Here is a 26,787-nt window from a genome sequence, read left to right on the forward strand (position 1 = left end):
TGTAGAAGTTTAGGCGTGCCCCGCCGCCTCAAAGGCCCGTAGCTCCTTTTTCAACTCCGAAATCTCATCGCGAATTCTGCCCGCGAGTTCGAACTTGAGCTCACTGGCAGCGGATTTCATCTGAACATCTAGCTCGATGATAGTTCCCATGATCTGCTTCTGACCGTCGGCCCCAATGGCGGGGCGCCCCTTAGTTTTTTGCCTGGCTGTTTTCTTGTTTGAGATTTCTTTCATCTGCCTAATCAGCTGCTCCGTGTCTACCTCTTCGCGCTGCAGGGAGTCCGTGATGTCAGCGATTTTCTTGCGCAGTGGCTGTGGGTCAACCCCCATTTTTTTGTTGTAGGCCACTTGCTTTTCTCGACGACGATTTGTCTCGTCGATGGCTCTGGTCATTGAGGCTGTCATCACGTCGGCATACATGTGGACTTCTCCGTTTACATTTCTTGCTGCACGCCCGATTGTCTGGATGAGCGACGTTGTTGAACGAAGAAAACCCTCTTTGTCAGCATCCAAAATTGCCACTAGCGAAACCTCAGGTAAGTCGAGACCCTCTCTAAGTAGGTTGATGCCCACCAAGACATCAAATACGCCTTGACGAAGTTCTCTTAGTAACTCAACCCGACGAAGAGTGTCAACATCGGAGTGGAGGTAACGCACACGAACCCCCATCTCGGTGTAGTACTCAGTCACCTCTTCGGCAAGCCGCTTTGTGAGTGTTGTGACTAGAACTCTTTCGTTACGATCGGTTCTTGTCCTAATTTCATCGAGCAAGTCGTCAATCTGACCCTTGGCAGGCTTCACGATAATTTGAGGGTCGACGAGTCCGGTTGGTCGAATGATTTGCTCGACTACTCCGTCGGATAGAGCCAGCTCATATTTTGCGGGAGTCGCGGACAGATAAACGGTTTGTCCTGTCCGCTCAAGGAACTCCTCGAATTTAAGTGGACGGTTATCAAGCGCCGAAGGCAGTCGAAAACCGTGCTCGACTAGTGTCCGCTTTCTGGATGAGTCCCCTAAGTACATTGCGCCGATCTGAGACACAGTGGCGTGTGACTCGTCGATCACTGTTAGAAAGTCCTCCGGAAAGTAATCCAGTAAGCAGGAAGGCGCTTCGCCCGGCAGTCGCTGATCAATGTGTCTCGAGTAGTTCTCGATTCCGGAACAGAAGCCAAGCTCGCGAATCATTTCTAGGTCAAATGTTGTTCGCATCTTGATTCGCTGCGCTTCTAGGAGTTTGCCCTGCGAGTCAAGTTCTTTATAACGAACTTCAAGCTCGTTCTCGATATCCTCGATTGCCTTACCCATACGCTCTACCGGCGCCACGTAGTAAGAAGCCGGGTAGATAGCGACACTTTCGCGCTCCATAAGAACCTCGCCGGTGAGGGGGTGTATTCGATAAATCTTTTCAATTTCATCGCCGAAAAACTCAATGCGTGTGGCTTCTTCGTCATAGACCGCGATGACTTCTACGGTGTCACCCTTCACCCGGAAATTTCCTCGCGTGAACTCGATGTCGTTGCGCTGGTACTGAATTGCAACAAGTCCTCTAATTAGCTCGTCTCTATCAATACGTTGGCCCACCTGTAAAGGAAGCGATTGGGCCAAGTACTCCTTTGGAGCACCCAGACCGTAGATGCAGGAAACTGTTGCGACCACAATTACATCTCTCCTAGAGAGCAAGGACATAGTCGCCGAGTAGCGAAGGCGTTCAACTTCTTCGTTTATGGACGAGTCCTTCTCAATGAAGGTGTCGGTCTGTGGGACATACGCTTCGGGTTGGTAATAGTCGTAATAGCTAACGAAATATTCAACTGCATTCTCGGGGAACATTTCCTTGAGCTCACTGGCCAGCTGAGCCGCCAGCGTTTTATTGTGAGCGATTACCAACGTGGGTCGCTGAAGCTTCTCGATCAGCCAGGCAGTGGTCGCCGATTTTCCGGTTCCAGTTGCGCCCAAAAGGACAACGTCTTTTTCACCGGCGGTTAGTCGGCTTGTAAGTTCCGCAATTGCAGTTGGCTGATCACCGGCAGGCGTATAGGGACTGATTACCTTGAATGGCTTACTATTTTCTTGCATTTCTGCCTAATTCTTGAAAGAAGCGAACACTGCATCCGCCCTTGATTGAAGATCAGCAAGAGTGCAGTCTGAGTCAATAACCGTGTCTGCTAAGGATTCGCGTTCCACGTCGGTCGCTTGCGCAACGATCCTTGACTGAGCTTCATCCGCCGTCATACCGCGGTCTTTCATTAGCCGATCAATGCGAACAGCCTCCGGCGCACTAACGGTGACAATCCGGTCAAAAATAAGTGGAGAATTTGTCTCCACGAGCAGAGGAATTGTGTAAATGATCACACCTTCTATTTCGGAGATCAGTTTTTTTGCCGTGGCCTGAATTAGCGGATGCAATATTCCCTGCAGTGCAGTTCTTTTTTCCTGAGAACCAAAGACAATCTTCGCCAACTGACTCCGGTTTAACGACTTATCCTCGTTCAGAACCTCAGTACCGAAAGCTCTAACAACTTCCGCTAGGCCTGCAGTTCCTGTTTCAACCACTTGTCTAGCCAACACGTCGGCATCAATTTCTGTTCCCCCGAGGGCAACCCAACGCCTAGCCACGGTAGATTTTCCCGAGCCAATTCCGCCAGTCAAAGCAATAAGCATTGTTATAAGGATAAAGAAAAAGCGGGAACACCGTTGGTGTTCCCGCTCATCTAAAAGACTATGAGTTACTTGTCTCCTGTTAGCTTGTCCCTCAAGGCAGCCAATGACTCGTCGCCTGCTAGCGTGCCTTGGTCGACTGAATCGCCACTTGAGGCCGAAGCCTCCTGTGCTGGAGCACCGTCTGGGATAGAAGCGAGGTGCTCGAAAGCAGCCTTGGCTTGAACCTTGTGCAGCTCCCAACGGGCGTTAGCCTCGGCGTACTCTGTCTCCCACTTGGCACGAGCCTCTTCGAATCCTTCGCGCCACTCGCTGGTAGCTGGGTCGAAGCCTTCTGGGTAGCGGTATTGACCCTTGTCGTCGTAGTCGGCGCTCATGCCGTAAAGCACTGGGTTGAAGTCCGTGCCAGCGTTTTCTACTTCTTCTAGTGCCTGCTTGAGTGACAGTGAGATTCTGCGACGCTCTAGGTCAATGTCAATGAGCTTAACGAATACTTCTTGATTCACGGTCACTACCTGATCGGCGTGCTCGACGTGCTTCGAAGAAAGCTCTGAGATGTGCACTAGGCCCTCGATGCCATCCGCGACGCGAACAAACGCACCGAATGGAACAATCTTGGTTACCTTGCCCGGGATGTACTGACCGATTGCATGAGTTCTTGCGAACAGCTGCCATGGGTCTTCTTGGGTGGCCTTCAGCGACAGGGAAACGCGCTCGCGCTCTTGGTCTACTTCTAGAACCTCAACGGTAACTTCCTGACCTACTTCGACTACCTCGCTGGCGTGCTCGATGTGCTTCCAGCTCAGTTCGGAGACGTGTACTAGTCCGTCCACTCCTCCAAGGTCGATGAAAGCACCGAAGTTAACTATTGACGAGACAACTCCAGTTCGAACCTGACCCTTCACAAGGTCGTTCAAGAACGTGCTGCGGTTCTCGCTCTGGCTTTGCTCAAGAAGGGCTCGCCTTGACAAGACAACGTTGTTGCGGTTCTTGTCTAGTTCCAAAATCTTTGCCTCGACCTCGGTACCCAGGTACGGGCCTAGATCGCGAACACGACGAAGTTCAATTAGCGAAGCAGGCAAGAATCCGCGAAGGCCGATGTCAACGATGACTCCACCCTTAACAACTTCGATGACGGTTCCAGTTACAACCCCATCAGCTTCCTTGATGCGCTCTACATCGCCCCATGCGCGCTCGTACTGGGCGCGCTTCTTGGAAAGAATTAGACGGCCTTCTTTGTCTTCTTTCTGAAGAACAAGTGCCTCAATGGCGTCGCCGACTTTTACAATGTCATTTGGGTCCGCGTCTTGACGGATTGAAAGTTCTCTGGAGGGAATAACACCTTCGGTTTTGTAACCGACATCTAGGAGAACTTCATCGCGGTCAATCTTGACTACGGTTCCGGAGATCAGGTCCCCATCGTTGAAGAATTTAAGAGTTGCTTCGACGGCGGCTAGGAAGTCTGCCTCTGAACCGATGTCGTTTACCGCTATTTGTACTGGTTTTGCGCTTGCTTTGGATGCCATATTTGTGGTAACTCCACTTTGTTTACTCGGGTTGCGCCAAAAATAATGTTTTCATTACTTGTTTAGTTGGCCCAACGAACGGACGGGATAAGTGCCCGAAGGCACCCCCCAATACTAGCGACTTTTCTAGTGACCCGCCAGCTCCCAATTGGCCCCTATGCCAACATGCACCTCGAGCGGGACGGTAAGGGTGACCACTTCCTGCATGGCGCTCACCGCAAGTTCTCTGAGGGTTTCGAGTTCACCAGGAGCGACGGCAAATACGAGTTCGTCATGGACCTGCAGCAGCAATTGAGAAGTTAGTTTCTGAGCATCCATTTTTTGCCTCACAACGATCATTGCGAGTTTCATGATGTCTGCTGCTGTTCCTTGAATGGGAGCATTAAGTGCCGCGCGTCTCGCGTTTTCTCTTACTTGGAATATCTTTGAGTTGAGATCGGGGAAAGGCCTGCGGCGTCCATAAACAGTCGTCGTGTGGCCGAGGGCTTTGGCACGCTGGACAACTGTGTCCAAATACCGCTTAACGCCTCCAAAGCGGTCGAAATAATCGGACATTAGTTGTTTAGCTTCTTTGCCAGTGATCCTTAGCTGCCTGCCAAGACCGAACTCGCTTAGCCCGTAGACAAGGCCATAACTCATCGCTTTGACTTTGGATCGCATTTGACCGGTGACGTCGGAAGGTTCGACTCCATACAGACGCGCTCCTACAAAATTGTGTAGGTCTTCGCCAATTCGAAACGCTTCGATAAGACCCTCATCCTCGGACAGGTGAGCCATGATGCGCATTTCAATTTGCGAGTAGTCGGCCGTGAGTAAAGTTTCGAATCCCGGTCCGGCGACAAAGGCGCTTCGAAGCCTCTGACCACGGTCAGTCTTAATCGGTATGTTTTGTAGATTCGGGCTCTCGCTACTGAGGCGGCCGGTCGAGGTTCCTACCTGAGAGTAATTTGTATGAATACGTCCGTCATCCCCAATGGCTTTTAGCAGAGTCTCAGTCATCTGCCGCAATTTGGTGCTGTCTCGATGCGCGAGGAGTCGCTCCAAAAACGGGTGCTCAGTCTGCTCGAACAAAGTACTGAGAGCCTCAGCGTTTGTTGAGTAGCCAGTCTTGAGTGCTTTTGTTCCCTGCATGCCTAGTTCTTCGAATAGAACTACCTGTAATTGCTTGGGGCTAGCCAAGTTCACTTCATGGCCAATGATTTCGTAGGCCTGTTTGGCGATTTGCTCCACCTCGAGTGTCAGTTCATCGAACTGAGTCTGAAGGGCCGAAGAATCCATTGCGATTCCGGTTATTTCCATCTTCGATAAAACCTCGCTGGCGGGTAACTCTATGTCTCGGTAGATACCGAGCTGACCGCTGTCCTCAAGATGCGGAATAAGCACTGCGCATATAACCGCGTATACCCATGCGTCCAGGGAGGGGTCCGACTCGCTTAGTAGCTCATTTGGGTCTTGCCGAACGACGTCTATGCCGGCGTACTGTCTGATGATTGAATCTGGATGCAGGTCCTTGCTAATGGGGTCGACCAGGTAGCTGACTAACAGCGCGTCGTCGGTGATGGTGTCAGGCCAAATTTCAATCGAGTGAAGCTTCTTCCTCATAGCCTTGGTATCCCAGCCGCCAAAACCACCATGCTGCAGAAGCGCGAGGGCGGAGTCTTGATCCTCGCCATTCCAGTTCAGTCTTTTGCCAAGAGTCGCTATTCCGAGCCCAACAAGTCGGCCCTCAATGATCTCAACATGCACAAAAGCTTCGCCAGCATTGACAAGCTCCTGAATTTCCGCAACTGAGACGACTCGAGCATCCATAGGAGCGGAGGGAAGGTTATCGATGACCTTGGCAGCAGCTACGGGCAATGGGTCTGTAGTTTCTTGGCTCTCTGGAGTGCTCTCAACGGCAAGCTTTGCTGCCTGAACAATGTGTTGAGTGCCATCGCCTCCACGAAGTTTTAGCACCCGCGTTAGCAGTGTTCGGAACGATAGGACCGCGAATATTTCTCTGAGTGCATTTTCATCGACGGGGCCCAAGACTAGGTCGTCCATCGTAAAGTCAAACGTGAGATCAGTAAGCAGGTGATTCAGTCTGCGATTTCTAACCGCAAGGTGCTGGTTTTCCCGGAGACTCTCGCCGACTTTCCCGGGAATCTCGTCGGAGCGCTTGAGAATTTCATCCAAAGATCCAAACTGTTGTATCCATTTAGCGGCAGTTTTCGGGCCTACTCCTGGAACGCCGATGAGATTGTCCGAAGTCTCCCCCACAAGAGCAGCCAGCTCCGGATATTGAATTGCGTGAATGCCATATTTGGCCAAAACAGCTTCATCATCCATGCGAGCCAGGTTCATGACCCCCTTGACTGGATAGAGAACCGTTGTGTCCTCGCGAATCAGCTGGAATGTGTCACGATCCCCAGAAACCACTAGCACGCGCATCCCCGCCTGCTCGCCGAGATGAGCAAGTGATGCGAGTAGGTCATCCGCTTCATAGTTTTCACGAGAAACGCTAGTGATGTTCATGGCCGTTAGCGCCTGCACTAGCAATTCGGTTTGACCTAGGAACTCAACCGGTGTCTCTCCACGGGTGCCCTTGTATTCGGGTAGTTCTTCGGTTCTGAAGCTGTGTCTAGAAACGTCGAATGCAACGCACATGTGCGTTGGCTTTTCACCCTCCAGGATGTTGAGCATCATGGAGATGAAACCGTGAACCGCGTTTGTGTGTTGCCCCTCAGCATTTTTGAAGTTATCAACATTTAGGGCGTAGAAGGCGCGGAATGCAAGTGAGTGCCCATCGATAAGGAGCAGAGTAGGCTTTTCGTTGGCGCTCATAGCGTTTAGCCTACTTTGTAGAAGGTGGTACCACAGTGACCGAAGACAATGTCGCAAAATCAGCTCGTGCTCTTGAGATTATGAAGCGAAGAGGCTTGGGTGCCCTTGCTGACCGCATGGGCATAGAACTCAAGGAGCTAAGTGCTGAAAGAGCTGTCGCCACCATGCCAGTTTCGGGTAACACACAGCCCCTGGGGGTACTTCACGGCGGTGCCCACGTGGTGCTGGGTGAAAGCCTAGGTAGCTTTGCCGCGAACGTACACGCCCATCCCTGGGGGTACGCGGTAGGGATTGAAATAAACGCGACCCATCACAGCTCTGCTCGAGAAGGGGTTGTAACCGGAACCTGCACGGCAGTGAAGCTCGGCAGATCTCTAACGAGTCATGAGATTAAAGTTACCGACGAAGCCGGTACTTTGCTTTCGACAATTCGGATCACTAACTTCCTAAGAGCAAACGAGTCCTAAATTACTTGTCCCCTAGTTGCTCGAGTACCGCTTTTGCGACTTGGGACATCGAAAGCCTTCGATCCATGGATGCTTTTTGAATCCAGCGGAAAGCCTCTGGTTCGCTCAGCTTCATTTTCGACTGCAGCAGGCCTTTGGCTCTGTCCATTAGCTTTCTGGTTTCTAGTCTTTCGCTGAGGTCAGCGATCTCTGTTTCGAGAGCGAAGAGCTCCTCAGCCCTAGAAAGGGCAATTTGTATGGCCGGCAGCAAGTCAGAAGGCTTGAAAGGCTTGGTCACATAAGCCATGGCCCCAGCGTCTGCGGCTCTCTTCACCAGGTCTGCTTGAGAAAAAGCCGTCAGTAAAACAACTGGAATTTTATGCTCGGAAATCTTTTCGGCGGCCGATATACCGTCGAGCTTGGGCATTTTGATGTCCATAATGATCAGGTCGGGCATCAATTCGACAGCCAGCCTTACTGCCTCTTCGCCGTCTGCCGCCTCACCAACAACCTCGTAGCCGGCCTCTTGTAAAGTGGCGACAACATCCATCCGAATAAGGGCTTCGTCCTCTGCGACGACAACGCGAAGTGCTTCTTGCATGATTACAACTTTAGCGGCAACTTGAATAATCAAATCCACTAGAGTGATACATCTAGCCGGAATGGCGGAACGGCAGACGCGAAGCACTCAAAATGCTTTGTCCTATGGGCGTGTGGGTTCAAATCCCACTTCCGGCACAAAAAAAGAGCGGTGGAATCCCACCGCTCTTTTTTGTTGAAAGATTTTCCGTTTAGCTCGCGTACCCGGGCACTGTTTCATTCACCGCATCGCCGACACGGTGCACACGAAGCGAGTTGGTCGATCCTGGTATTCCAGGTGGGGAGCCGGCTACTACCACTACCTCGTCGCCAACTCGGCATTTTCCACTGGCCAGCACAATCTCGTCAACCTGCTTGATCATTTGATCTGTGTGTGTGGCTTTCCCAGCTAGAAATGTGGTCGCTCCCCAAATCAAAGAGAGTCGTCGTCTAATTTCCTCATTTGGAGTAAAGGCGAGAACCGGGACCCTTGAACGTAGTCTTGCAACTCGCAGCAGAGTGTCGCCCGATTCAGTGAATACGCAAACAAACTTGGAACCCAGTAGTTCTGCAATTTGGAGAGCTGACTTAACTACGGCTCCAGAGTGGGTGTGTGGTTGTGTGCCCAAGGCTGGAATCCGCTCCAAGCCGTTCTCTTCCGTCGATTCAATTATCTTGGCCATCGTCTCGATGGTCTCGATTGGAAATTGGCCCACGGAGGTCTCGCCGGAAAGCATCAAAGCGTCAGCACCATCAAGTACGGCGTTCGCTACATCCGAAGTTTCGGCTCTGGTTGGCCTGCTGGCAGTAATCATGCTTTCTAGCATCTGGGTGGCTACGATAACTGGCTTAGCCCAGCGTCTCGCAAGCTCCACGGCCCGCTTCTGGACGATTGGAACCTGCTCTAGAGGCAACTCGACGCCCAAATCGCCACGCGCCACCATGACACCGTCAAAGGCGTCAATGATCTCTTCGAGGTTGGCGACTGCCTGAGGTTTTTCGATCTTGGCAATGACCGGTATAAATCTGCCTTCTTCTCGCATGATTTCGTGTACGCGAAGGATATCTTTGGCATTTCTTACAAAGCTCAATGCGATCATGTCTGCTCCGAGCTTCAGGGCCCAGCGAAGGTCAGCTTCATCCTTCTCACTTAGTGCAGGAACGTCCACTGCGACACCGGGAAGGTTTATGCCCTTGTTGTTAGATACCGGCCCGCCAATGACAACTTCGGTTGTGATAGTCGTTGCGTCCACTGCGGTTGCCCGAAGCGATAGTCGACCATCGTCAATAAGCAACATGTCCCCCACTGAGACATCGTTTGGAAGACCCTTGTGGGTGGTGGAGCAAATGTTCACGTCACCTGCGACATCATCGATGGTGATTTTGAAGGTTGCACCCACTACTAACTCGACGCTGCCCTCCGCAAACTTTCCAAGGCGAATCTTTGGGCCCTGAAGATCAACAAGAATCCCCACCGCTTTTTCGGCCTCTTCGCTAGCTTGACGAATATTCGCGTAGACCTGTTCGTGAACCTCGTATGATCCATGGCTGAGGTTCATTCTCGCCACGTCTACTCCGGCGGCTATGACCTTGCGGGTCATTTCTAAATCGCCTATTGCAGGCCCGAATGTTGCAACAATTTTCGCACGTCTCATTGGCTTCAGTGTCCTAGTTTCTTTTGACCTAGCTATAAACCGAAATTGGTTTATCAGTTGGCTTTACAGGGAATGGCAGCTGAGTCTCGCCTTCGAGGTGTTCATCTATCGCCGCGGCCGCTGCCCTTCCTTCGGCTATTGCCCAAACTATCAGGCTTTGGCCTCTGCCCGCATCCCCTGCTACAAACAAAGAATCCTTGCTGCGGTATTTACCGTCGCGAGAGATGTTGGTTTGAGCATCCAGCTCTGCATTTAGCTGGTTGGTTATTGTGTCTGACTCTGGTCCAGTGAAGCCAAGGGCGAGTAGAACCAAATCGGCCTTCATCACTCGTTCAGTGCCAACTTTTGGCACTCGTCTTCCGTTCACGAATTCGGTGTCCGCAACCTTAATGCCGGTTACCTGTCCGTCCTCACCAATAAGTTCGACAGTTGAGTGCAGGTATTTGCGATCTCCGAATTCTTCATGCGCACTTGAGATCTCAAAGACCCTGGGGTCCATCGGCCAAGGCTGGTCAGCGGTTCGTTGTTCTTGGGGTTTCTGACCGATAGCGATAGTTGTGACGGAAGCCGCCATTTGCCTGGTGGCCGTGCCTAGACAATCTGCTCCAGTATCCCCGCCTCCAAGAATCACAACGTGCTTACCCTCGGCACTGAGCTGGTCCTCGACTTTGTCGCCGGCCACAACTCGATTCGCCTGCGTGAGGTACTCCATCGCGAAATGCACTCCTGCTAACTCTGAGCCTGGAACATCCAAGCCTCTAGGAGTGATTGAGCCGGTTGCCACCAATACGGCGTCATAGCTGAGCTTTAGCTCTTCCCAAGTAATGTCGACGCCGATGTTCACTCCAGTGCGGAACCTGGTGCCTTCGGCTGTCATCTGGGCGAGGCGCTTGTCGATGTGGCGCTTCTCCATTTTGAAATCTGGAATACCGTATCTGAGCAAACCTCCGATGCGGTCGTCTCGTTCAAATACAGCGACGGTGTGTCCGACCCTAGTCAACTGCTGGGCAGCCGCGAGTCCAGCCGGCCCCGAGCCCACGACAGCAACTGTCTTTCCGGTCAGTCGATCTGGAACGTTAGGGGTAACAAAACCTGCGTCGAATGCGTCATCAATTATCGACACTTCGATCTCTTTGATTGTCACGGCCGGCTGGTTTATACCAAGAACGCATGCACTTTCGCATGGGGCTGGGCAAAGTCTGCCGGTGAACTCTGGAAAGTTATTAGTCGAGTGCAGGCGATCTATTGCTTCTTTGTTCTTGCCTAAGTGAGTAAGGTCATTCCACTCCGGAATTAAGTTTCCAAGAGGACATCCGGCGTGACAAAACGGAATGCCACAGTCCATGCAGCGTCCGGCTTGCTCTTTGACTACTCCAGAGTTCCGCTCTTCATAGACCTCTCTCCAATCCTTTATCCGGACTGGAACCGGTCTGCGCTTCGCTGTTTCACGATCGGTGACTTTCAGAAATCCCCGTGGGTCAGCCATTAGTTACCTCCAAGATTTGAGTCCAAACTTCTTCGCCGTCCAGGTCTATGCCTGTGGCCTGCGCATCCTGTTGAATCTCGACTATGCGTGCGTAGTCCCTAGGCATTACCCTTACGAACTCTTTTGAATGGGTCGAGAAGTCATCGAGGATAATCTTTGTAAGCGGAGAACCAGTCAGATCAAGGTGCTGCTCAAGGATCGCCTGGAGCTCGTCCTTTCCAGTGTCATCAAGCGCACTAAGGGTGATTTCGCCCAGCTGGAGAGCCTCGCGATTTACTTTGGACTCTGACAGCCTGTGAACATAAGCGATACCTCCGGACATTCCGGCGCCCAGGTTGATTCCGGTTTTTCCGAGAATGACTACTCGTCCACCGGTCATGTATTCCAGAGCGTGATCTCCCACGCCCTCGGCCACCGCAACGGCTCCCGAGTTTCGAACCATAAATCGTTCACCGACGACTCCGTTTAGGAAGATTTTTCCCGAAGTAGCTCCGTAGCCGATAACGTTTCCAGCGATCACGTTTTCAGATGCCAGGAACCCAGCCGTTTCCGGAGGCCTGACGCTTATGATTCCGCCAGAAAGACCTTTTCCAACATAGTCATTGCAATCACCTTCGACATCAATTTGAAGACCCCTAGGCATGAATGCTCCCAGTGACTGGCCGGCGCTGCCGGTTAAGGTGAGCTTGAGTGTCCCCGGCTCTAGTCCTTGTTCGCCCCATTTTTTCGTGAGCTCATTGCCAAGCATCGTTCCGATGGCCTGCATTGTGTTGTTGATCTGGCTTTTAATCTCCATGGCCTTGCCGTCTTTGAGGGCAAGCTTTGCGGTCTCAATAAGTGGGAAATCAAAGTGCTTCTCCAGCTCGTGGTCCTGTGAACTTGAGCAATATTGGGTCTGAGTCGTAACTATGTCCTTAGCTGCGAAAATTGGCGAGAGGTCTAAGCCGTCTGCTTTCCAGTGACGAATTGCCCTGTTAACATCCAGCACCTGTACTTGACCCACAGCCTCTTGGAGAGTCCTGAAGCCCAGTTCAGCCAGGTATTCGCGCACTTCTTGAGCCAAAAACTCAAAGAAATTTACCACGTGGTCGGCTTGGCCATGGAATCGCTTTCTGAGTTCTGGGTTCTGGGTAGCTACTCCAACCGGACAGGTGTCAAGGTGGCAAACGCGCATCAAAATACAACCCTCCACCACTAGTGGGGCGGTTGCGAATCCGAACTCTTCGGCTCCGAGAAGAGCGGCGATGATCACGTCTCGTCCAGTCTTCATTGAACCGTCCACTTGCACTACAACTCGATCTCGTAGTCCATTGAGCAGCAGAGTCTGCTGGGTTTCGGCCAGGCCGAGCTCCCAAGGGGTTCCAGCGTGCTTCAAAGAATTGAGCGGGCTGGCGCCTGTGCCACCGTCGTGGCCAGAGATTAGCACCACATCGGCCTTTGCTTTAGCTACACCGGCTGCGACGGTTCCAACACCGAACTGAGACACCAACTTCACGTGGACCCTAGCGGTGCGGTTTGCCCGTTTTAGATCAAAGATCAACTGCTTGAGATCCTCGATTGAGTAAATGTCGTGATGAGGGGGCGGAGAAATTAGCCCTACGCCCGGGGTCGAGTGCCTAAGTTCCGCAATCCATGGGTAAACCTTGTTCGGAGGAAGCTGCCCGCCTTCGCCTGGCTTTGCCCCCTGCGCCATCTTGATCTGAAGGTCATCCGCATGAGTCAAATACATAGAGGTCACACCGAAACGTCCGGAGGCAACCTGCTTTACAGCGCTGCGTCGCTCTGGATCCAGTAGTCGCTCGACTGACTCTCCGCCTTCTCCAGTGTTGCTTCTGGCGCCAAGGCGGTTCATGGCAATGGCAAGCGTCTCGTGAGCTTCCGGACTGATCGATCCCATGCTCATAGCCCCAGTTGCAAATCGCTTCACTATCGAATGCACCGGCTCCACCTCAGAAATTGGCACTGGAGTGCGCAACTCCTTATTTAGGCTGAAAAGACCTCGAATCGTCATTAAACGCTCGGCCTGGTCATCGACCGCATTGGTATAAGACTTGAAGATTTCGTAGTTCTTTTGAGAGGTGGAGTGCTGAAGCTTAAAAATGGTCTCGGGGTTGAATAAGTGAGGAGGGCCGTCACGACGCCATTTCATTTCCCCGCCAACGTCCAGAGGAGTACTGTCCTGGTTTGCACTTTCAACGGGGTATGCGGATGTGTGTCGCTGAGCAATTTCAGAATGCAAAATCGGGAGGGCAACTCCACCAAGCTTTGTGGTTGTTCCTGTGAAATATTTATCCACGAGCTCCTGTGAAAGCCCAATGGCCTCGAAGCACTGCGCCCCCGCGTAGGAAGAAACTGTCGAGATGCCCATTTTTGACATGACTTTCAGGACACCTTTTCCAAGGGCCTTGATCATGTTTTTGCTGCTTCGCTCCATTGTTATGCCGGTGATGGTGCCGTTGAGAACTAGGTCCTCTGCTGTTTCGAGAGCCAAGTAAGGGTTAATTGCAGATGCGCCAAAGCCAATCAGAGTTGCAACGTGGTGAACATCTCTTGCATCGCCAGCTTCAACAACGAGGCCCGCCATCATTCTGGTTCCATTTCGAATCAAATGGTGGTGCACGGCTGAACAGGACAGCAGCGAAGGAATTGGAGCAAGCTCTCGATTTGAATCTCGATCGGACAGCACTATAAAAGTCGCTCCCGCAACTAAAGCCTGGTCGACCTCCGCGCAGATTGCCTCAAGCCGGGCTTCGAGAGCCTCGGGACCGTCGTCAACGCGGTAGAGGCAGGACACAGTTACTGCCTTACCGATGTTGTTTGCTCGGTCTATGTGCTTAATCTTCGCCAGCTCATCGTTACCAATAATTGGGTAGTCCAGAACCATCTGCTTTGCATGCTCGGCATTGGCTTCTAGAAGGTTTCTGACCGGACCGATGCTTGTAGTCATGGATGTCACGACTTCTTCGCGAATTGCATCAAGCGGTGGGTTTGTCACCTGAGCGAACTGCTGGGCGAAATAGTCAAATAGAAGTTTTGGTCGCTCTGATATGGCCGCAATGGGAGTGTCAGTCCCCATGGCCCCGATTGGCTCCTGTCCCATTCTTGCCATCGGAGCGATGAATATTTTCAGGTCTTCTTCGGTGTAGCCAAAGGCTCTTTGCCTACGCTTCACAGACTTGCTTGAGTAGCGAACGTGCTCGCGGTCCGGAAGATCACGCAAGTTAATCCGACTTGCTTCCAGCCACTCACCCCATGGTTCAAGGGAGGCGACTTCGGACTTGATCTGCTCATCCTCTACTATTTGTCCAGCCACAGTGTCAATCAGGAACATTTTGCCTGGCTGCAATCTGCCTTTTCTTACGATTTTGTCAGGGGCAATATCGGCAACGCCGATTTCAGAGGCAAGAATTATAAAACCATCTTCAGTGACCACGAAGCGACCCGGTCGAAGTCCGTTTCGGTCCAGAGTCGCACCGACCAGATCTCCGTCCGTGAAAACTACGGCCGCTGGTCCATCCCATGGCTCCATAATCATCGAGTGATATTCGTAGAAGTCTCTTAGCTGTGGATCGAGATCCAGTTGCTTTTCCCATGCTCCGGGAATCATCATCATCATGGCGTGTGGCAGCGAGCGGCCCGATAGTACAAGCAGCTCCAAAACCTCATCGAAAGTCGCCGAATCGGATGCACCCTTTGAGACGATTGGCTTTAGCTGTTCGATGTTACCGAGTAGCTCCGATGAAAGCTGAGACTCTCTTGCCGCCATCCAGTTGGCATTTCCCTTAACGGTGTTTATCTCTCCGTTGTGCGCGATAAATCGGAAAGGGTGTGCCAATGGCCATGACGGGAAGGTGTTTGTTGAAAACCTGCTGTGAACAAGTGCGAGCAGAGACTCAAATCGCTCGTCACTTAGATCAGGATAAAAAGGCTCGAGCTGCAAGGTGGTGACCATACCCTTGTAAACGATTGTTTTAGATGAAAGCGAGCAAAGGTAAAGGCCAATGTCTCGTTCACTTCGGTTTCTAGCCCTGAATAACCTTCGCTCGAGGTCCATGCCGGTGATTAGGTCATTGGAAGAAACAAATACTTGTTCAATGAGAGGCATAGCCTCTCTTGCCAACTCGCCAAGCACAGAGCTGTCGGTGGGCGGGGTACGCCATCCCAAGACAGTCAGCGACTCTTCGTTGCAGATTGCTTCAAACTTAGCTTTGTCCTCAGTTGCGGAGGCCGCATCCAAGAAAACGAGACCCACGCCGTAAGCGCCTCGCTCTGGCAAGTCAAAGTCGACAATTGCACGGAAAAAACCATCTGGCATCTGGGTGAGTATCCCAGCGCCATCACCTGTTCCAGCGTCCGAACCAACGGCGCCACGGTGTTCCAGGTTCCTGAGAGAGGACAGCGCCATTTCAACGACGTCGTGACCGGCGTAGCCTCGAAGCGTTGCGACCATTGCCAAGCCACAAGCGTCGCGCTCATGGGAAGAGTCGTATAGCCCTTGGTTCTCTGGCGTGGTGGCAAACTTGTGGAAAGGTCCGTTGTTATACATGGTTACTCCAATCGAATTCTTTTCGGAGCTTCGTTGGCCCGACCCTTATGTCTTGTTTATGAACTATTAGATTATTTGGCAGCGTCCTTGCTGGTGACGGGTGACTGATCGACAGGTTCTCTGCCGTCGAGCCAAACCGAAGGTTCCTTGCCGGGGTGACGGCGCTTCTGAACCAAGTAGATAACTACTCCGATTGCAATACCGGTCAGCGCCGACCAGATATTTATTCGTAGACCAAGGATAATCTCACTTGGGTCGATTCTGATGGCTTCTATCCAAACTCGTCCGGTTGAATAAATAATCAGGTACAGAGCAAAAACCTTGCCCCATTCAAGTTGCAACTTTTTTCCGAGCCAAATTAGCGCCACGACGCCTGTCAGATTCCAAATCATTTCGTAGGCGAAGGTGGGGTGAAAAGTTAGTCCATCCGGAAGCCCGAGCGGGTAAGCCGGGTTAGAACTTGGAATTTCGAGCCCCCAAGGAAGAGTGGTCGGTAGACCGAATAGTTCTTGATTGAAATAGTTTCCAAGCCTCCCGATGCCCTGGGCGAGAAGTATCCCGGGAGCGACCGCGTCGGCGACTGACAGGAATCTAATCCCAGCCTGTCTTGAGCCTATGAACATTCCAACTGCTCCGAGGATTAGCGCTCCATAAATTGCAAGACCACCCTCCCATATTTTGAAAATGTCAAGGAGATTAGCGCCCTCGAAGAAGTAATCGTTGGGGTGAGTAAGAACGTGGAAGAACCTTCCTCCAAGTATTCCAAAAGGAACAGCCCATAGCGCTATGTCCAGGAACAACCCCGCAGGTGTTCCTCTAGCCTTGAGCCTGGCGTCAGTCAGAATGGTGGCTATGACTATGCCGCTAAGTATAAATAGCGCGTAGAAGTGAATTCGAAAAGGACCCAAATCAATAAAGCTGATTCCGGGTGACGGGATGCCTGCGATTAACTCCATCGCATCATCCTAGGCCCGCAGCTAGCTCTTTGGTTTTCGCAACTAGGCCAGGTAGACCATCCTCACGGTAGGCCTTCACAAAGGCAGTTCCAACAATTGCACCGTCGGCGTAACCGTTCACTTCACGAACCTGCTCGGCTGTGGAAATTCCTACCCCTACACAAGTCGGGGTTTTACTTAGACTCTTCACTCGGCCTACTAAATCTCTAGCAAGCGCGTCGAGAGTAGCTCTCTCCCCAGTTATACCCATTGTTGAGACTGAATAAACAAAACCCTTGGACGCGTCAGCGTTTGCGGCGACTCTTTCATTCGAGCTCGACGGCGCAACCAAAAAGACTCGATCTAGACCTTTCGCTTGGCTGACCTCCAGCCACTGCGCGGCTTCGTCTGGAACAAGATCTGGCGTAATCATTCCCTGTGCCCCAGAGGCAAGCATCTCCTCTGCGAACTTCTCCACGCCGAATCTCAACACCGGGTTCCAATAGCTCATTACCAATAGCGGTGTGGCTACCCGCGCTCGCACTTGTCGTATTACTTCGAATAGATCTCCGAGCACGAAGCCTGCAGCTCGTGCTTCTTCGGTCGCGACCTGAATAATCAAGCCGTCCATCACAGGATCACTGTAGGGGACGCCAATTTCAAGTACGTCACAACCATTCTCGGCCATTGCAACTAACGCGTCGACTGAGTCCTTGACAGTTGGGTAGCCGGCCGGATAGTAACCAACCAGTGAGCCTTTACCGGATTCTCTATTGGCCAGGAGGGTGTCATTTACTGAACTCATTTATCGCCCATCAGACCGAAGTACTTTGCCGCTGTCTCCATGTCCTTGTCTCCGCGTCCGCTCAAGTTGATAAGAATGTGTGCGCCCGCGGGCAGGACCTTGGCTAGATGCTCGATTCCTGCCAAACCGTGAGCCGTTTCGATGGCTGGGATTATGCCCTCTGTTTGGGAAAGTAGCTTCATCGCGTTCATTGCCTCAGTGTCGGTAACACCGTGATAACTAGCCCGACCGAGGTCCTTGAGCCATGAGTGCTCCGGACCAACTCCTGGATAGTCAAGCCCGGCTGAAATCGAGTGCGATTCCATTGTTTGACCATCGGCGTCTTGCAGCATGTAGCTTTTGGCACCGTGTAGAACGCCAGGTGTCCCTCTAGATAGGGTCGCGGCATGTCTAAGAGTGTCAACGCCTTCACCCGCTGCTTCAAAACCCCACAGCGCAACATCGTCATCATCCAAGAAGGCGTGGAAAATCCCAATCGCGTTAGAGCCACCGCCAACACAAGCTGCCACTGCATCCGGAAGCCTTCCGGTTAGCTCGAGCATTTGTTCACGAGCCTCGTAACCTATGACGCTGTGGAAGTCTCGAACCATTGTCGGAAACGGGTGGGGACCCGCAACTGTCCCGAGAAGGTAGTGGGTGGTATCGACGTTGGCAACCCAATCTCGAAGTGCCTCATTTATAGCGTCCTTGAGCGTTTTGGACCCCGAGGTTACGGGAATTACTTCGGCTCCCAGAAGCTTCATTCTCGCGACATTTAGGGCCTGTCTTTCGGTATCAACCTCACCCATGTACACAACGCAGTCCAAACCAAAGAATGCCGCAGCTGTGGCACTTGCTACACCGTGCTGACCAGCTCCAGTCTCTGCAATGATTCGCTTTTTGCCCATCTTCTTTGCCAAGAGTGCTTGGCCCATAACATTATTTATCTTGTGGCTACCAGTGTGGTTCAAGTCTTCTCTTTTTAGAAAGACTCTAATGTCGCCAAAATGAGCCGCGAAGCGCTTTGCCTCGGTGATGATGGAGGGGCGCCCGGTGTAGGTCTTGTGAAGCTCGGCAAGCTCGGCTATGAACCCCGGGTCGATTCGCATAGCCTCGTAGGTGGCCTCGAGTTGATCGAGAGCTGCAATTAGTGGCTCCGGGACAAACCTGCCACCGTACTCGCCGTAATAGGGTCCTACTTGTTCTGAGAGTTTCATTGTGTTGACAATCCTAAGTTGCGTTAATAAATTCCGGAATTAACAAGCTCGGATCACCTGTCACTAGGGCTTGTCCAACTAGCACCACATTGGCACCGGCGTTCCAGTACCTGGCTACGTCCTGAGGCTTCTTCACTGATGATTCAGCCACCTTGATGGTCTGATCTGTCAAGAGGTGAGACATAGTTTCGAAAAGCCGCAGGTCGGTCTTGAATGTTTGCAAATCCCTTGTGTTTATGCCGACCAATCTGCTTCCTGCGGCGTTGGCAATGTGTATCTCATCCGCTGTGTGCGTTTCAACGAGAACATCTAAACCCAAGTCCGCGGCGAACTTGGACAACCTGAGGAAATCAGGCTCCTTGAGCCAGCTAAGAATCAATAGAACGAATGATGCCCCGTGGGCACGAGCCTCCAAGATTTGATACTCACAAGATATGAAGTCCTTGCGAAGTGTTGGGATTGAAACGGCGTCGCTGGCATGTCGAAGGTCATCTAAAGTGCCGCCGAACCCGGATCGTTCTGTTAGAACCGAGATTGCATGAGCCCCACTTTGCTCGTAAGTAAGGGCCAGTATCCCGGCATCAGGGATTTCGGCCATCTGCCCGACTGAGGGGCTGTATCTCTTTATCTCGGCGATTATCTTAATTTTTGACGAAGGCTCGAGTGCCTTCAAAGCTGAAACGGCTGGCTCCATGTTCTCGACCAGTGCCTCTAGGGACTCGATACTTACGCTTTTACTTCTAATGTCAGCATCATCGCTTGCTGTGGCGAATAGTTCGTCAAGCACTAGTGGGACTTCGAGTGCTTGCCACTCACCCCGTAGCCAGATTTCCTGAGTACGAGTCCAACTATCGGACCAAGGGCGGCAAGTACAGCTGAAGCCCAAACCATGGATGGCACATTCAGCCAGAAAAACAGTGTTCCAATCGAGAAGGCAGCCAGAACAATAATCACGGTCGCCCAGGCCGCAACGGAGTTTCCGTGCCCTGGCTCGGTCTTAGTTTCAGTCATTGTGCCCTTCTTGAATGTTTCTCAATTCTAGCAAGCACTTCTACTGCTCATCCCACAGGTTCTCCGGGTCGGCGTTTGTTTCACTGACCGTACTGGATTTGTCCGGTAGCTTCGAGCGCCCGGGTTGAAAAACTGCCAGAGCAAAAATCAATCCGGTGACTCCGGCCATCGTTAGATAAACCCAGTAACCGATCTTCACCACTACTCCAAAACCTGCTGCCGTAGCTAGACCCGTAGTGCTGGAGATCAACTCGATGACGGCACTGGCATCCGACCAGCTTGTGAGAGACATCACCACTATTACGAAGCCGGAGATTATCGAGGCAATCGCCGCCATCGTTCGACTTAGGAGACGGTATCGGGCGATGAGTGAAATCAGTAGGACTATCAGCGGAACCAGGCTTGTCAGGGGATTGAGCTCAGACCCAATTAGTGTTCCAATCAACGCCGATTTATCGGAGTGAAAGTCTCTAACATCTACCCAGGCAAGGAGAGAGGTTGATAGCCAAACGGCGGCGACTAGAGTGCCCACCGAAATTAGTCTGATCATTTTTTCATCGCATTCGCCGCAGCAACAGCGCGCAACACGACCGCGGCTTTTGCCAGCGTCTCGGCGTACTCGGTTTCGGGTACTGAATCGAGAACAATTCCGGCACCGGCCTGCACTCTTGCAACGCCGTTTCTAAGAACCGCAGTGCGAATCGCGATTGCAAGATCTGAGTTCCCTTGAAAGTCGAAGTATCCAACAACACCACCGAACAAGCCTCGATAACTTTGTTCTAAGTCGTGAATTATTTCCAAAGCCCTTGGTTTGGGTGCACCGGACAAGGTTCCAGCTGGGAAGGTGGCGAGCATGGCCTTGACAATGCTGGTTCCGGGATTTAGCGACCCCTCCACGGTAGATACGAGGTGCATGATGTGTGAGAAGCGGTGAATTTGCATAAATTCGCTCACCCGCACAGTAGTTGGGTCGCAGACTTTCAGCAGATCATTTCTCGCAAGGTCGACCAGCATCAAGTGTTCGCTGCGCTCTTTTTCATCCGCCAGCAGGTCTTCGGCAAGTTGGTTGTCAGTTGATGTGTCATGACCTCTGGGCCGAGAACCTGCGATTGGGTGGGTGACCACGTTGGATCCCATTACCTTCACGAGCGCTTCCGGTGAACTTCCGACTATCGCGAACGGACCATCCTGGTCCTGCCATCTAATTAGATACATGTAGGGGCTCGGGTTCAGAGCCCTCAGTGCTCTGTAGACATCCAGAGCATCAGCGGTTAATTGGTGGTCAAAGCGCTGAGAAATAACAACCTGAAATACGTCTCCCTTGCGAACATGCTCTTTGGCCAATTCGACCTTTTCGAGAAACTCGTTCTTGGGTATGTTGGAGACTGCATCCGGCTCCGGCCAATTCGGCTCAGAGACCATTGCGGGTGTCGGCATTTCGACGATTTTTTGCATTTGGCTAATGGCATTTAGCGTCCGACTGTAGCTTTCCCGAAGGGGGGTCCCGTCGACGAAGACCACACTGACGAGGAGCAATTCAGACTTTTGGTGATCCATGACCACTAGCTCTGAAAATTGGTTGAACCCGTATAGAGGTATCGAGTAGTCGGCCGTCTTGGCATCAGGAAGCTTCTCGGTTAGGTTGACCGCTCCCCAGCTTAGAAATCCAACCAGCCCCGAACTTAAGGGAAAATCGACCGGACTCGATTTCCATGCCGTTTGAAGCCTCTCCAGCGCTAGGATCGGGTCTTCGGGCAGTAAAGATCCATCTGGAAGACACTTCGCATCTCCTATCCAGGTTGCTTTGTGATCTGTAGCCGTTAGTTGACCCCTAGAGGCCACTCCAATAAAGGAGTACCTGCCCCAGACTCCCTGCTCGGCAGATTCCAACAAAAAAGTGTCCGCCCTAGAACCGGCGAGCTTCTGATAAATCCCAATTGGGGTTTCACTGCCACTAAAAAGCCTTTTTACAATCGGGATTACGTTGTATTCGCTGCTGAGTTCCTCAAGCTGGTCAAAGCCGATCAATTAGACCTCCTCGAAGCAGCTGACGGTTCCAAGGTGGCAGGTCGGGCCGGCAGGCCTGACCATAGCCAAAATAGTGTCGCCGTCACAATCTAGGGACAAGGAATCAATTGCCAAGGTATTACCACTGGTTTCACCCTTGTGCCAAAGCTGATTGCGGGATCGTGAAAAGAAATGCATTTCGCCGGTAGAGACGGACTTTTCCAAAGCCTCGAGGTTTGAATAGGCAAGCATGAGGACCTGCTTCGTTTGACTGTCTTGAACCACAACGGGTATCAGATGGTCGTTTGAAAATTGAACCTGATCCAACGCTAAGTGCCTCATCTAGCCTCTATTCCTGCATCTTCAAGTGCTTGCTTGACCGTTGCAATCGAGATTTCGCCGCTGTGAAAAACACTAGCTGCGAGCAGAGCATCGGCGCCAGCCTGAGCCGCCTCGACGAAGTCTGATACTTTGCCGGCTCCCCCAGACGCGATGATCGGAACGGCCGAAATCTTGCGTACTTTCTCGATAAGTTCAAGATCAAAACCCGCTCGGGTCCCGTCTGCATCAATGCTGTTGATAAGCAGTTCTCCGGCACCTAGCGCTTGCACCTTTTCTATCCACTGCATCGCATCTAAACCGGTTTCCTGTCGGCCACCGTGGGAGGTGACGACGAATCCCGACGCCGTGTCTCCACGTTTAATGTCCAAAGAAACTACCAAAATTTGATTTCCGTGTTCGCCCGAGATTTCCGCTAGTAGCTCCGGCCTGGAAATGCCTGCGGAACCGATCGATACCTTGTCGGCTCCCGCCTCCAGAAGCAGCGAAACGTCCTCGAGGCTTCTAATGCCTCCGCCCACCGTGAGGGGTATAAATATCTCCTCCGCGCACCTGGTGACCATGTCTCTAGTTGTTGAGCGATTTTCATTGGCAGCGGTTACGTCTAAAAACGTTAGCTCGTCTGAGCCCTGAAGGTAGTAATTGCGGGCTAGGTCAACTGGGTCACCGCTATCGACAAGATTCTGGAAGTTGACACCCTTCACTACTCGTCCACTTGCAACATCTAGGCAAGGAATCACTCTGACTGCTGGCACTATATTCTCGCTGCGTGAATGGCGGACACCAAAATTGCCCTAGCTCCTGCGGCGTAGAGCTCATCCATTATTTGATTCATCTGTATAGCCGGAACTAGGGAACGAACTGCAACCCAGTCCAAATCGGCCATCGGGGATATCGTTGGCGACTCGATCCCGGGGGTTATCTTCGTCGCCGCTTCGAGCACTTTCTTGGGGCAGTCGTAATCAATGATTACGTACTCCCTAGCCACTAATACGCCCTTTAAACGCATCAAAAGCCCGTTTGCGTCACTAGCTTTACCCGGAGCACTAATGAGCCTGGCCGTAGAGGTCAAGATCGTAGGGCCAAAGATTGCGAGACCGGCTTTTCTAAGCGTGTTACCGGTTGAGACAACGTCGGCAACGGCATCTGCAACGCCAAGCTTTACGGCCGATTCGACCGCTCCGTCGAGCTTGATGATGTCACAATTTACGTTTAGCTTCGCCAAGTAATTTTCAATCAGGGTTGGGTATGCGGTCGCAAGCCTTTTACCTTCTAGTTGACTCGGATCATTGAAACCAGAGTCGATTGGTGCCGCAAATCGGAAGGTAGACGCACCAAAGCCCAAATCAGCAATTTCCTCGGCTTCGGACTCCGAATCCATCAAGAGGTCCAGCCCTGTTAGGCCAACATCCAGAGATCCCGACCCCACGTAGGTCGCTATATCCCGAGGTCTCAGATAAAAAAATTCTATGTCGTTTACTTCATCGACCAGGTGAAGCTCTTGCGTGTCTCGTCTCGTCTGGTATCCAGCTTCTCTTAACATGGCCACAGCGGATTCAGACAGGATGCCCTTGTTTGGAATGGCTACCCGCAACACTAGAGAACCTGCTCGACTGCCGAAAGTGGCACGTTTCTAGAGATCAAAATAAGTTGAATGTAATAAAGAAGTTGCGAGGCTTCTAGTGCGACCTGTTCGTCTGACTCGTGTTCTGCAGCCATCCATAGTTCCGCCGCTTCCTCGACGAGCTTTTTGCCAATTGAGTGGACTCCCTTTGCTAATAACTCGCTGCTATCAGAGTTGTTATCGGGCATACTTGCTGTGTTTACGAGCTCGTCATAAAGGGAATCAAAGGATTTCATACCCCTAGATTACAGCGAATCACTTCGGATTCGAAGCTGCCAGAGCTAACCCTCGAAGTCTAAGTATTTGATTTGCCCTATCGGGGCTGTTGTAAATAGCAGAACCCGCTACAAATGAGTCGGCCCCCAATGACGCCAATTGAGCAATGTTTGACTCGGTCACTCCCCCGTCGACCTGAAGTGCAACCCTTGCGCCAGAGCCTTCAATCAGTTGTCGAGCTTGGGCAATCTTTTCAAGGGTTTCAACCAGAATTGGCTGCCCCCCAAAGCCAGGCTCAACGGTCATTACCAACAGCATGTCTACTTCTTGGATCAAGTGGGCTATGTCTGAAACCTTGGTGGCGGGCTTAATGGCAACTGCGGCTTTCACACCAGCAGCTCTGAGCCTCCTCGCCAAATCAATCGGTTCCGTTGCTGCCTCTAGATGAAACGTGACTGAAGAAGCACCAGCCTGGGCATAACCAATTGCCCACTTGTCCGGGTGTTCAATCATCAGGTGAACATCCAGAGGAATGGGAGAAACTTTGGCAAGTCTTTCGACAATCGCGGTTCCCAGGGTCAAATTTGGGACGAAATGATTGTCCATAACGTCAACGTGAGCCATATCAGCTGATGCGATTGACATCAGCTCCGCCTCCAAGTTCGCAAAGTCGGCACTGAGTATTGAAGGATTTATTTGCATTTCTAGTTCCCTTCGTTTTTTTTCAAGAGTGCCATAAACATGGCGTCAGTTCCATGTCGATGCGGCCACAACTGGACGGTTTTCCTAGAAGTGTTCAACTCTAGACCTGGAGCTAATTCTTGCATTACTGGTACTAGGTCGACTAGCGAAATATTGGCGTGGCGATCTAGTGCGGCTCTAATTTGGGCATTTGTCTCGACTACCAGTGGTGAGCAGGTTGCGTACATCAGAATGCCACCTGGTTCCAGCGCTAACACCGCGGCGTCAATTAGCTCGGCCTGCAATTTGGTAAGCGATGGTAGTTGCTCGGGCTTTTTTGTCCATCTAGATTCGGGCTTCCTGCGAAGGGACCCAAGTCCGGCACAGGGGGCATCTAGCAAGATCGCCGCGAAGGAACTTTCGGGGGCGTCTTGCCCTCTCTTGACAAGTACCGGAGTGCTTTCTGGATCTGCGAGTGCTGAGGAGACGAGTTTGGATCGTTTTACATGTGGTTCGTAGCAAACAAGATTTCCAGATCCCGAGACGGCATGCTCTAGCACTGCGGCCTTGCCTCCCGGACCAGAGCACATGTCCAGCCAAGTTCCGGTCTTATCGGCAACCTTGCTAAGTGCCAGTGCTACAAGCTGAGAACCCTGGTCCTGCACCCTCACCCCAGGAATCGACAGATATTCAAGTGGGTTTCCGATGCAGAGAAAGCCATTCGGAGATGCAGAGCCTCGCTGGAGCCCAAGCGCCTCAAGCTCAGCGGATGCAGAGCTTGTAATCGCGATTAGGTTGACGACCGGGGTTTGGTTGTTTGCCGATAGGAGTTCGGCCAGATCTGAGGTTCTCCCATCAAGTTCAAGGGCCGATTTCATGCCAGAAATAATCCACTTCGGATGCGAGAATTCGATACTCAGCCGCGCGAGGTCCTCTTGGCCTTCGATGAGTATTGCCAGAAGATTGTCGTGTCCGGCTCGTTCGGCATTTCGAAGAACTGCGTTACAAAGCCCTGCGGCACTAGCTTCGAAATGCTTTACAAGATCCACTGTCTCGTTTATGGCCGCATGGGTGGGAATTCGCATTCTGAAAAGCTGATGCAGACCAAGCTGAATTGCCGCTCTTAGGCCCGGGGACAAGGTCTTTCCGGGTGTCAAATGATCGATGATGGCGTCGTACTGAAGCTGCCATCGAAGAACTCCGTAGCTGAGCTCCTGAACCAAACCTCTGTCGGCATCCGAGATTTCATGCTTAGCAAGCTCCTTGGGTAGCAGCAGGTTAATGTAGCTCTCCGATGCTCTTACTCGGTTGAGTAGCTCAAGGGCTATCTGGCGCGCGTTAGTCAAATTTTGCAATCCCCTTAAGGCCATTCCACCAGTCGGTTGCCGCTGTTTCACGCTTTCCGGCAGGTTGCACAAGCTCGAGCTTCAGTGAGCTAGCGCTGCCGCATTGCACATTGATTTCGTTGTTTTCGCTCTTGTATATTTCGCCGACCCCACGCGCTGTAACTGAGTCAGAGCCAGAGTTGTTGGGAGACGCGAAGAGGATTCTAACCGGTTCACCGTTTTGGTTTGCCCACGCCGTTGGTTCCGGATTCGTGGCCCGTATAAATCTGGTCAAATCTTCAGCGGACTTACTGAAGTCAAGCTTGGCGTCCAGTCGGGTGATCTTTGGCGCCGCCGAGGGTTCACCCTCTTGGATCCTCGGCGCCGGGTTTTCGCTCAGCGCCCGGATTAGAAGGTCTCCGCCTTCTTCTGTAAACCTAATCAATGCTTGTCCAGCAGTTTCGTTTGCGGAGAATGACAGTGGTGCCTGAGAGATAAGTGCTCCTGTATCTAGGCCCGAGTCGAGCTCAAAAACGCTTATCCCAATACCAGTGTCATGAATCATTGAATGCTGCAGAGGAGTCGCCCCTCGCCATTCGGGCAGAAGCGAGAAATGCAAGTTCCACCACGGAAGTTCCGACAGTGCCGCCTGGGGAATCATTGCTCCATAAGCGACAACGACCGCTTTCTCGGCGCCGCTTAGCCGAATAATTTTCAGGGCTTCGTCGTCAATTTTGTTGGTCTTGTGTACCTTTAGACCCAACTGTTCAGCCTTGAGAGTTACCGGAGATGGAGTAACTATTCGCTTGCGACCAACTGGGGCGTCGGGTCGGGTAAGGACCAATTCCACCTTGTGCTCGCCGGCAATAAGCTCTAGAGCGCGCGATGCCACTTCAGGGGTTCCGGCAAAAATGAGTCTCATAAGTAGG

General features: G+C 52.0%; 23 protein-coding genes and 1 tRNA gene. 2 read left to right on the forward strand and 22 right to left on the reverse strand.

Going from position 1 to position 26,787, the window contains the following annotated elements; translation table 11 throughout:
* Nucleotides 1-9 precede the first annotated feature (9 nt).
* The 4 genes from uvrB to polA all read right to left on the reverse strand — a co-directional run bounded on the left by uvrB (nt 10) and on the right by polA (nt 7,007).
* The gene (gene uvrB / locus ABXT50_RS03080; RefSeq protein ID WP_415274702.1) at nt 10-2,076 is read right to left on the reverse strand and encodes an excinuclease ABC subunit UvrB; all 2,067 of its coding nucleotides are present in this window, start codon (nt 2,074-2,076) and stop codon (nt 10-12) included.
* Between the two features lie 6 nt (nt 2,077-2,082).
* Entirely contained in the window at nt 2,083-2,661 is a 579-nt protein-coding gene (gene coaE / locus ABXT50_RS03085) for a dephospho-CoA kinase (protein WP_415274703.1), read from the reverse strand.
* Nucleotides 2,662-2,726: 65 nt separating this feature from the next.
* Entirely contained in the window at nt 2,727-4,184 is a 1,458-nt protein-coding gene (gene rpsA, locus ABXT50_RS03090; protein WP_415274704.1) for a 30S ribosomal protein S1, read from the reverse strand.
* A 126-nt stretch (nt 4,185-4,310) separates the two neighbouring features.
* On the reverse strand, nt 4,311-7,007 hold the full coding sequence (gene polA, locus ABXT50_RS03095; RefSeq protein WP_415274705.1) for a DNA polymerase I: 2,697 nt from the start codon (nt 7,005-7,007) through the stop codon (nt 4,311-4,313).
* Between the two features lie 80 nt (nt 7,008-7,087).
* Between polA and ABXT50_RS03100 the strand changes: the two genes are divergently transcribed.
* Nucleotides 7,088-7,474, forward strand: a complete 387-nt coding sequence (locus tag ABXT50_RS03100; RefSeq protein WP_415274798.1) for a PaaI family thioesterase — start codon at nt 7,088-7,090, stop codon at nt 7,472-7,474.
* Nucleotide 7,475: 1 nt separating this feature from the next.
* Here ABXT50_RS03100 and ABXT50_RS03105 read toward each other — a convergent pair whose 3' ends face one another.
* Complete coding sequence (locus tag ABXT50_RS03105; RefSeq protein ID WP_415274799.1) at nt 7,476-8,054, reverse strand: ANTAR domain-containing response regulator; 579 nt, start codon at nt 8,052-8,054, stop codon at nt 7,476-7,478.
* 55 nt (nt 8,055-8,109) lie between these two features.
* Between ABXT50_RS03105 and ABXT50_RS03110 the strand changes: the two genes are divergently transcribed.
* A tRNA-Leu gene (locus ABXT50_RS03110) sits at nt 8,110-8,191 on the forward strand.
* A gap of 53 nt (nt 8,192-8,244) precedes the next feature.
* On the opposite strand, the gene pyk is transcribed toward ABXT50_RS03110, so the two are convergent.
* The 17 genes from pyk to ABXT50_RS03195 form a co-directional block, all read right to left on the reverse strand.
* A complete protein-coding gene (gene pyk, locus ABXT50_RS03115; RefSeq protein WP_415274706.1) occupies nt 8,245-9,687 on the reverse strand; it encodes a pyruvate kinase in 1,443 nt (480 codons plus the stop codon).
* Between the two features lie 28 nt (nt 9,688-9,715).
* Entirely contained in the window at nt 9,716-11,173 is a 1,458-nt protein-coding gene (locus ABXT50_RS03120) for a glutamate synthase subunit beta (RefSeq protein WP_415274707.1), read from the reverse strand.
* On the reverse strand, nt 11,166-15,719 hold the full coding sequence (gene gltB / locus ABXT50_RS03125) for a glutamate synthase large subunit (RefSeq protein WP_415274708.1): 4,554 nt from the start codon (nt 15,717-15,719) through the stop codon (nt 11,166-11,168). Before gltB ends, ABXT50_RS03120 begins: the two co-directional genes overlap by 8 nt.
* A gap of 71 nt (nt 15,720-15,790) precedes the next feature.
* Complete coding sequence (gene lgt / locus ABXT50_RS03130; protein WP_415274709.1) at nt 15,791-16,675, reverse strand: prolipoprotein diacylglyceryl transferase; 885 nt, start codon at nt 16,673-16,675, stop codon at nt 15,791-15,793.
* A 4-nt stretch (nt 16,676-16,679) separates the two neighbouring features.
* Entirely contained in the window at nt 16,680-17,459 is a 780-nt protein-coding gene (gene trpA / locus ABXT50_RS03135) for a tryptophan synthase subunit alpha (protein ID WP_415274710.1), read from the reverse strand.
* Entirely contained in the window at nt 17,456-18,655 is a 1,200-nt protein-coding gene (gene trpB, locus ABXT50_RS03140) for a tryptophan synthase subunit beta (protein ID WP_415274711.1), read from the reverse strand. Before trpB ends, trpA begins: the two co-directional genes overlap by 4 nt.
* Before the next feature lie 13 nt (nt 18,656-18,668).
* Nucleotides 18,669-19,442 (reverse strand): indole-3-glycerol phosphate synthase TrpC, encoded by a 774-nt coding sequence (locus ABXT50_RS03145; RefSeq protein ID WP_415274712.1) that lies wholly within the window; start codon nt 19,440-19,442, stop codon nt 18,669-18,671.
* Nucleotides 19,442-19,666, reverse strand: a complete 225-nt coding sequence (locus ABXT50_RS03150; protein ID WP_415274713.1) for a DUF6704 family protein — start codon at nt 19,664-19,666, stop codon at nt 19,442-19,444. The genes ABXT50_RS03145 and ABXT50_RS03150 overlap by 1 nt, the downstream gene beginning before the upstream one ends.
* A gap of 40 nt (nt 19,667-19,706) precedes the next feature.
* Complete coding sequence (locus ABXT50_RS03155; RefSeq protein WP_415274714.1) at nt 19,707-20,198, reverse strand: hypothetical protein; 492 nt, start codon at nt 20,196-20,198, stop codon at nt 19,707-19,709.
* 14 nt (nt 20,199-20,212) lie between these two features.
* Nucleotides 20,213-21,694 carry a chorismate-binding protein gene (locus ABXT50_RS03160; RefSeq protein WP_415274715.1) on the reverse strand — a complete coding sequence of 494 codons (1,482 nt, stop codon included), beginning with the start codon at nt 21,692-21,694 and terminating at the stop codon, nt 20,213-20,215.
* On the reverse strand, nt 21,695-22,015 hold the full coding sequence (gene hisI / locus ABXT50_RS03165) for a phosphoribosyl-AMP cyclohydrolase (protein WP_415274716.1): 321 nt from the start codon (nt 22,013-22,015) through the stop codon (nt 21,695-21,697).
* Nucleotides 22,012-22,770 (reverse strand): imidazole glycerol phosphate synthase subunit HisF, encoded by a 759-nt coding sequence (hisF, locus tag ABXT50_RS03170; protein WP_415274800.1) that lies wholly within the window; start codon nt 22,768-22,770, stop codon nt 22,012-22,014. The genes hisI and hisF overlap by 4 nt, the downstream gene beginning before the upstream one ends.
* Complete coding sequence (gene hisG, locus ABXT50_RS03175) at nt 22,767-23,609, reverse strand: ATP phosphoribosyltransferase (RefSeq protein ID WP_415274717.1); 843 nt, start codon at nt 23,607-23,609, stop codon at nt 22,767-22,769. Before hisG ends, hisF begins: the two co-directional genes overlap by 4 nt.
* Nucleotides 23,609-23,872 (reverse strand): phosphoribosyl-ATP diphosphatase, encoded by a 264-nt coding sequence (gene hisE / locus ABXT50_RS03180; RefSeq protein WP_415274718.1) that lies wholly within the window; start codon nt 23,870-23,872, stop codon nt 23,609-23,611. The genes hisG and hisE overlap by 1 nt, the downstream gene beginning before the upstream one ends.
* A gap of 19 nt (nt 23,873-23,891) precedes the next feature.
* Nucleotides 23,892-24,554: a ribulose-phosphate 3-epimerase gene (gene rpe / locus ABXT50_RS03185; protein ID WP_415274719.1), complete on the reverse strand. Its 663-nt coding sequence runs from the start codon at nt 24,552-24,554 to the stop codon at nt 23,892-23,894.
* A gap of 2 nt (nt 24,555-24,556) precedes the next feature.
* Complete coding sequence (locus tag ABXT50_RS03190; RefSeq protein ID WP_415274720.1) at nt 24,557-25,879, reverse strand: transcription antitermination factor NusB; 1,323 nt, start codon at nt 25,877-25,879, stop codon at nt 24,557-24,559.
* Nucleotides 25,872-26,780: a methionyl-tRNA formyltransferase gene (locus ABXT50_RS03195; RefSeq protein WP_415274721.1), complete on the reverse strand. Its 909-nt coding sequence runs from the start codon at nt 26,778-26,780 to the stop codon at nt 25,872-25,874. The genes ABXT50_RS03190 and ABXT50_RS03195 overlap by 8 nt, the downstream gene beginning before the upstream one ends.
* Nucleotides 26,781-26,787 lie beyond the last annotated feature (7 nt).

It is taken from the genome of Aquiluna sp. Uisw_065 (assembly GCF_047731275.1).
Lineage (GTDB): Bacteria > Actinomycetota > Actinomycetes > Actinomycetales > Microbacteriaceae > Aquiluna.

Excerpts from the sequence above, each read along its gene's own strand:
- uvrB (WP_415274702.1), bottom strand. The coding sequence starts at position 2,076 with ATGCAAGAAAATAGTAAGCCATTCAAGGTAATCAGTCCCTATACGCCT.
- coaE (WP_415274703.1), bottom strand. The coding sequence starts at position 2,661 with ATGCTTATTGCTTTGACTGGCGGAATTGGCTCGGGAAAATCTACCGTG.
- rpsA (WP_415274704.1), bottom strand. The coding sequence starts at position 4,184 with ATGGCATCCAAAGCAAGCGCAAAACCAGTACAAATAGCGGTAAACGAC.
- polA (WP_415274705.1), bottom strand. The coding sequence starts at position 7,007 with ATGAGCGCCAACGAAAAGCCTACTCTGCTCCTTATCGATGGGCACTCA.
- ABXT50_RS03100 (WP_415274798.1), top strand. The coding sequence starts at position 7,088 with ATGAAGCGAAGAGGCTTGGGTGCCCTTGCTGACCGCATGGGCATAGAA.
- ABXT50_RS03105 (WP_415274799.1), bottom strand. The coding sequence starts at position 8,054 with ATGCAAGAAGCACTTCGCGTTGTCGTCGCAGAGGACGAAGCCCTTATT.
- pyk (WP_415274706.1), bottom strand. The coding sequence starts at position 9,687 with ATGAGACGTGCGAAAATTGTTGCAACATTCGGGCCTGCAATAGGCGAT.
- ABXT50_RS03120 (WP_415274707.1), bottom strand. The coding sequence starts at position 11,173 with ATGGCTGACCCACGGGGATTTCTGAAAGTCACCGATCGTGAAACAGCG.
- gltB (WP_415274708.1), bottom strand. The coding sequence starts at position 15,719 with ATGTATAACAACGGACCTTTCCACAAGTTTGCCACCACGCCAGAGAAC.
- lgt (WP_415274709.1), bottom strand. The coding sequence starts at position 16,675 with ATGGAGTTAATCGCAGGCATCCCGTCACCCGGAATCAGCTTTATTGAT.
- trpA (WP_415274710.1), bottom strand. The coding sequence starts at position 17,459 with ATGAGTTCAGTAAATGACACCCTCCTGGCCAATAGAGAATCCGGTAAA.
- trpB (WP_415274711.1), bottom strand. The coding sequence starts at position 18,655 with ATGAAACTCTCAGAACAAGTAGGACCCTATTACGGCGAGTACGGTGGC.
- ABXT50_RS03150 (WP_415274713.1), bottom strand. The coding sequence starts at position 19,666 with ATGACTGAAACTAAGACCGAGCCAGGGCACGGAAACTCCGTTGCGGCC.
- hisI (WP_415274716.1), bottom strand. The coding sequence starts at position 22,015 with ATGAGGCACTTAGCGTTGGATCAGGTTCAATTTTCAAACGACCATCTG.
- hisE (WP_415274718.1), bottom strand. The coding sequence starts at position 23,872 with ATGAAATCCTTTGATTCCCTTTATGACGAGCTCGTAAACACAGCAAGT.
- rpe (WP_415274719.1), bottom strand. The coding sequence starts at position 24,554 with ATGCAAATAAATCCTTCAATACTCAGTGCCGACTTTGCGAACTTGGAG.
- ABXT50_RS03195 (WP_415274721.1), bottom strand. The coding sequence starts at position 26,780 with ATGAGACTCATTTTTGCCGGAACCCCTGAAGTGGCATCGCGCGCTCTA.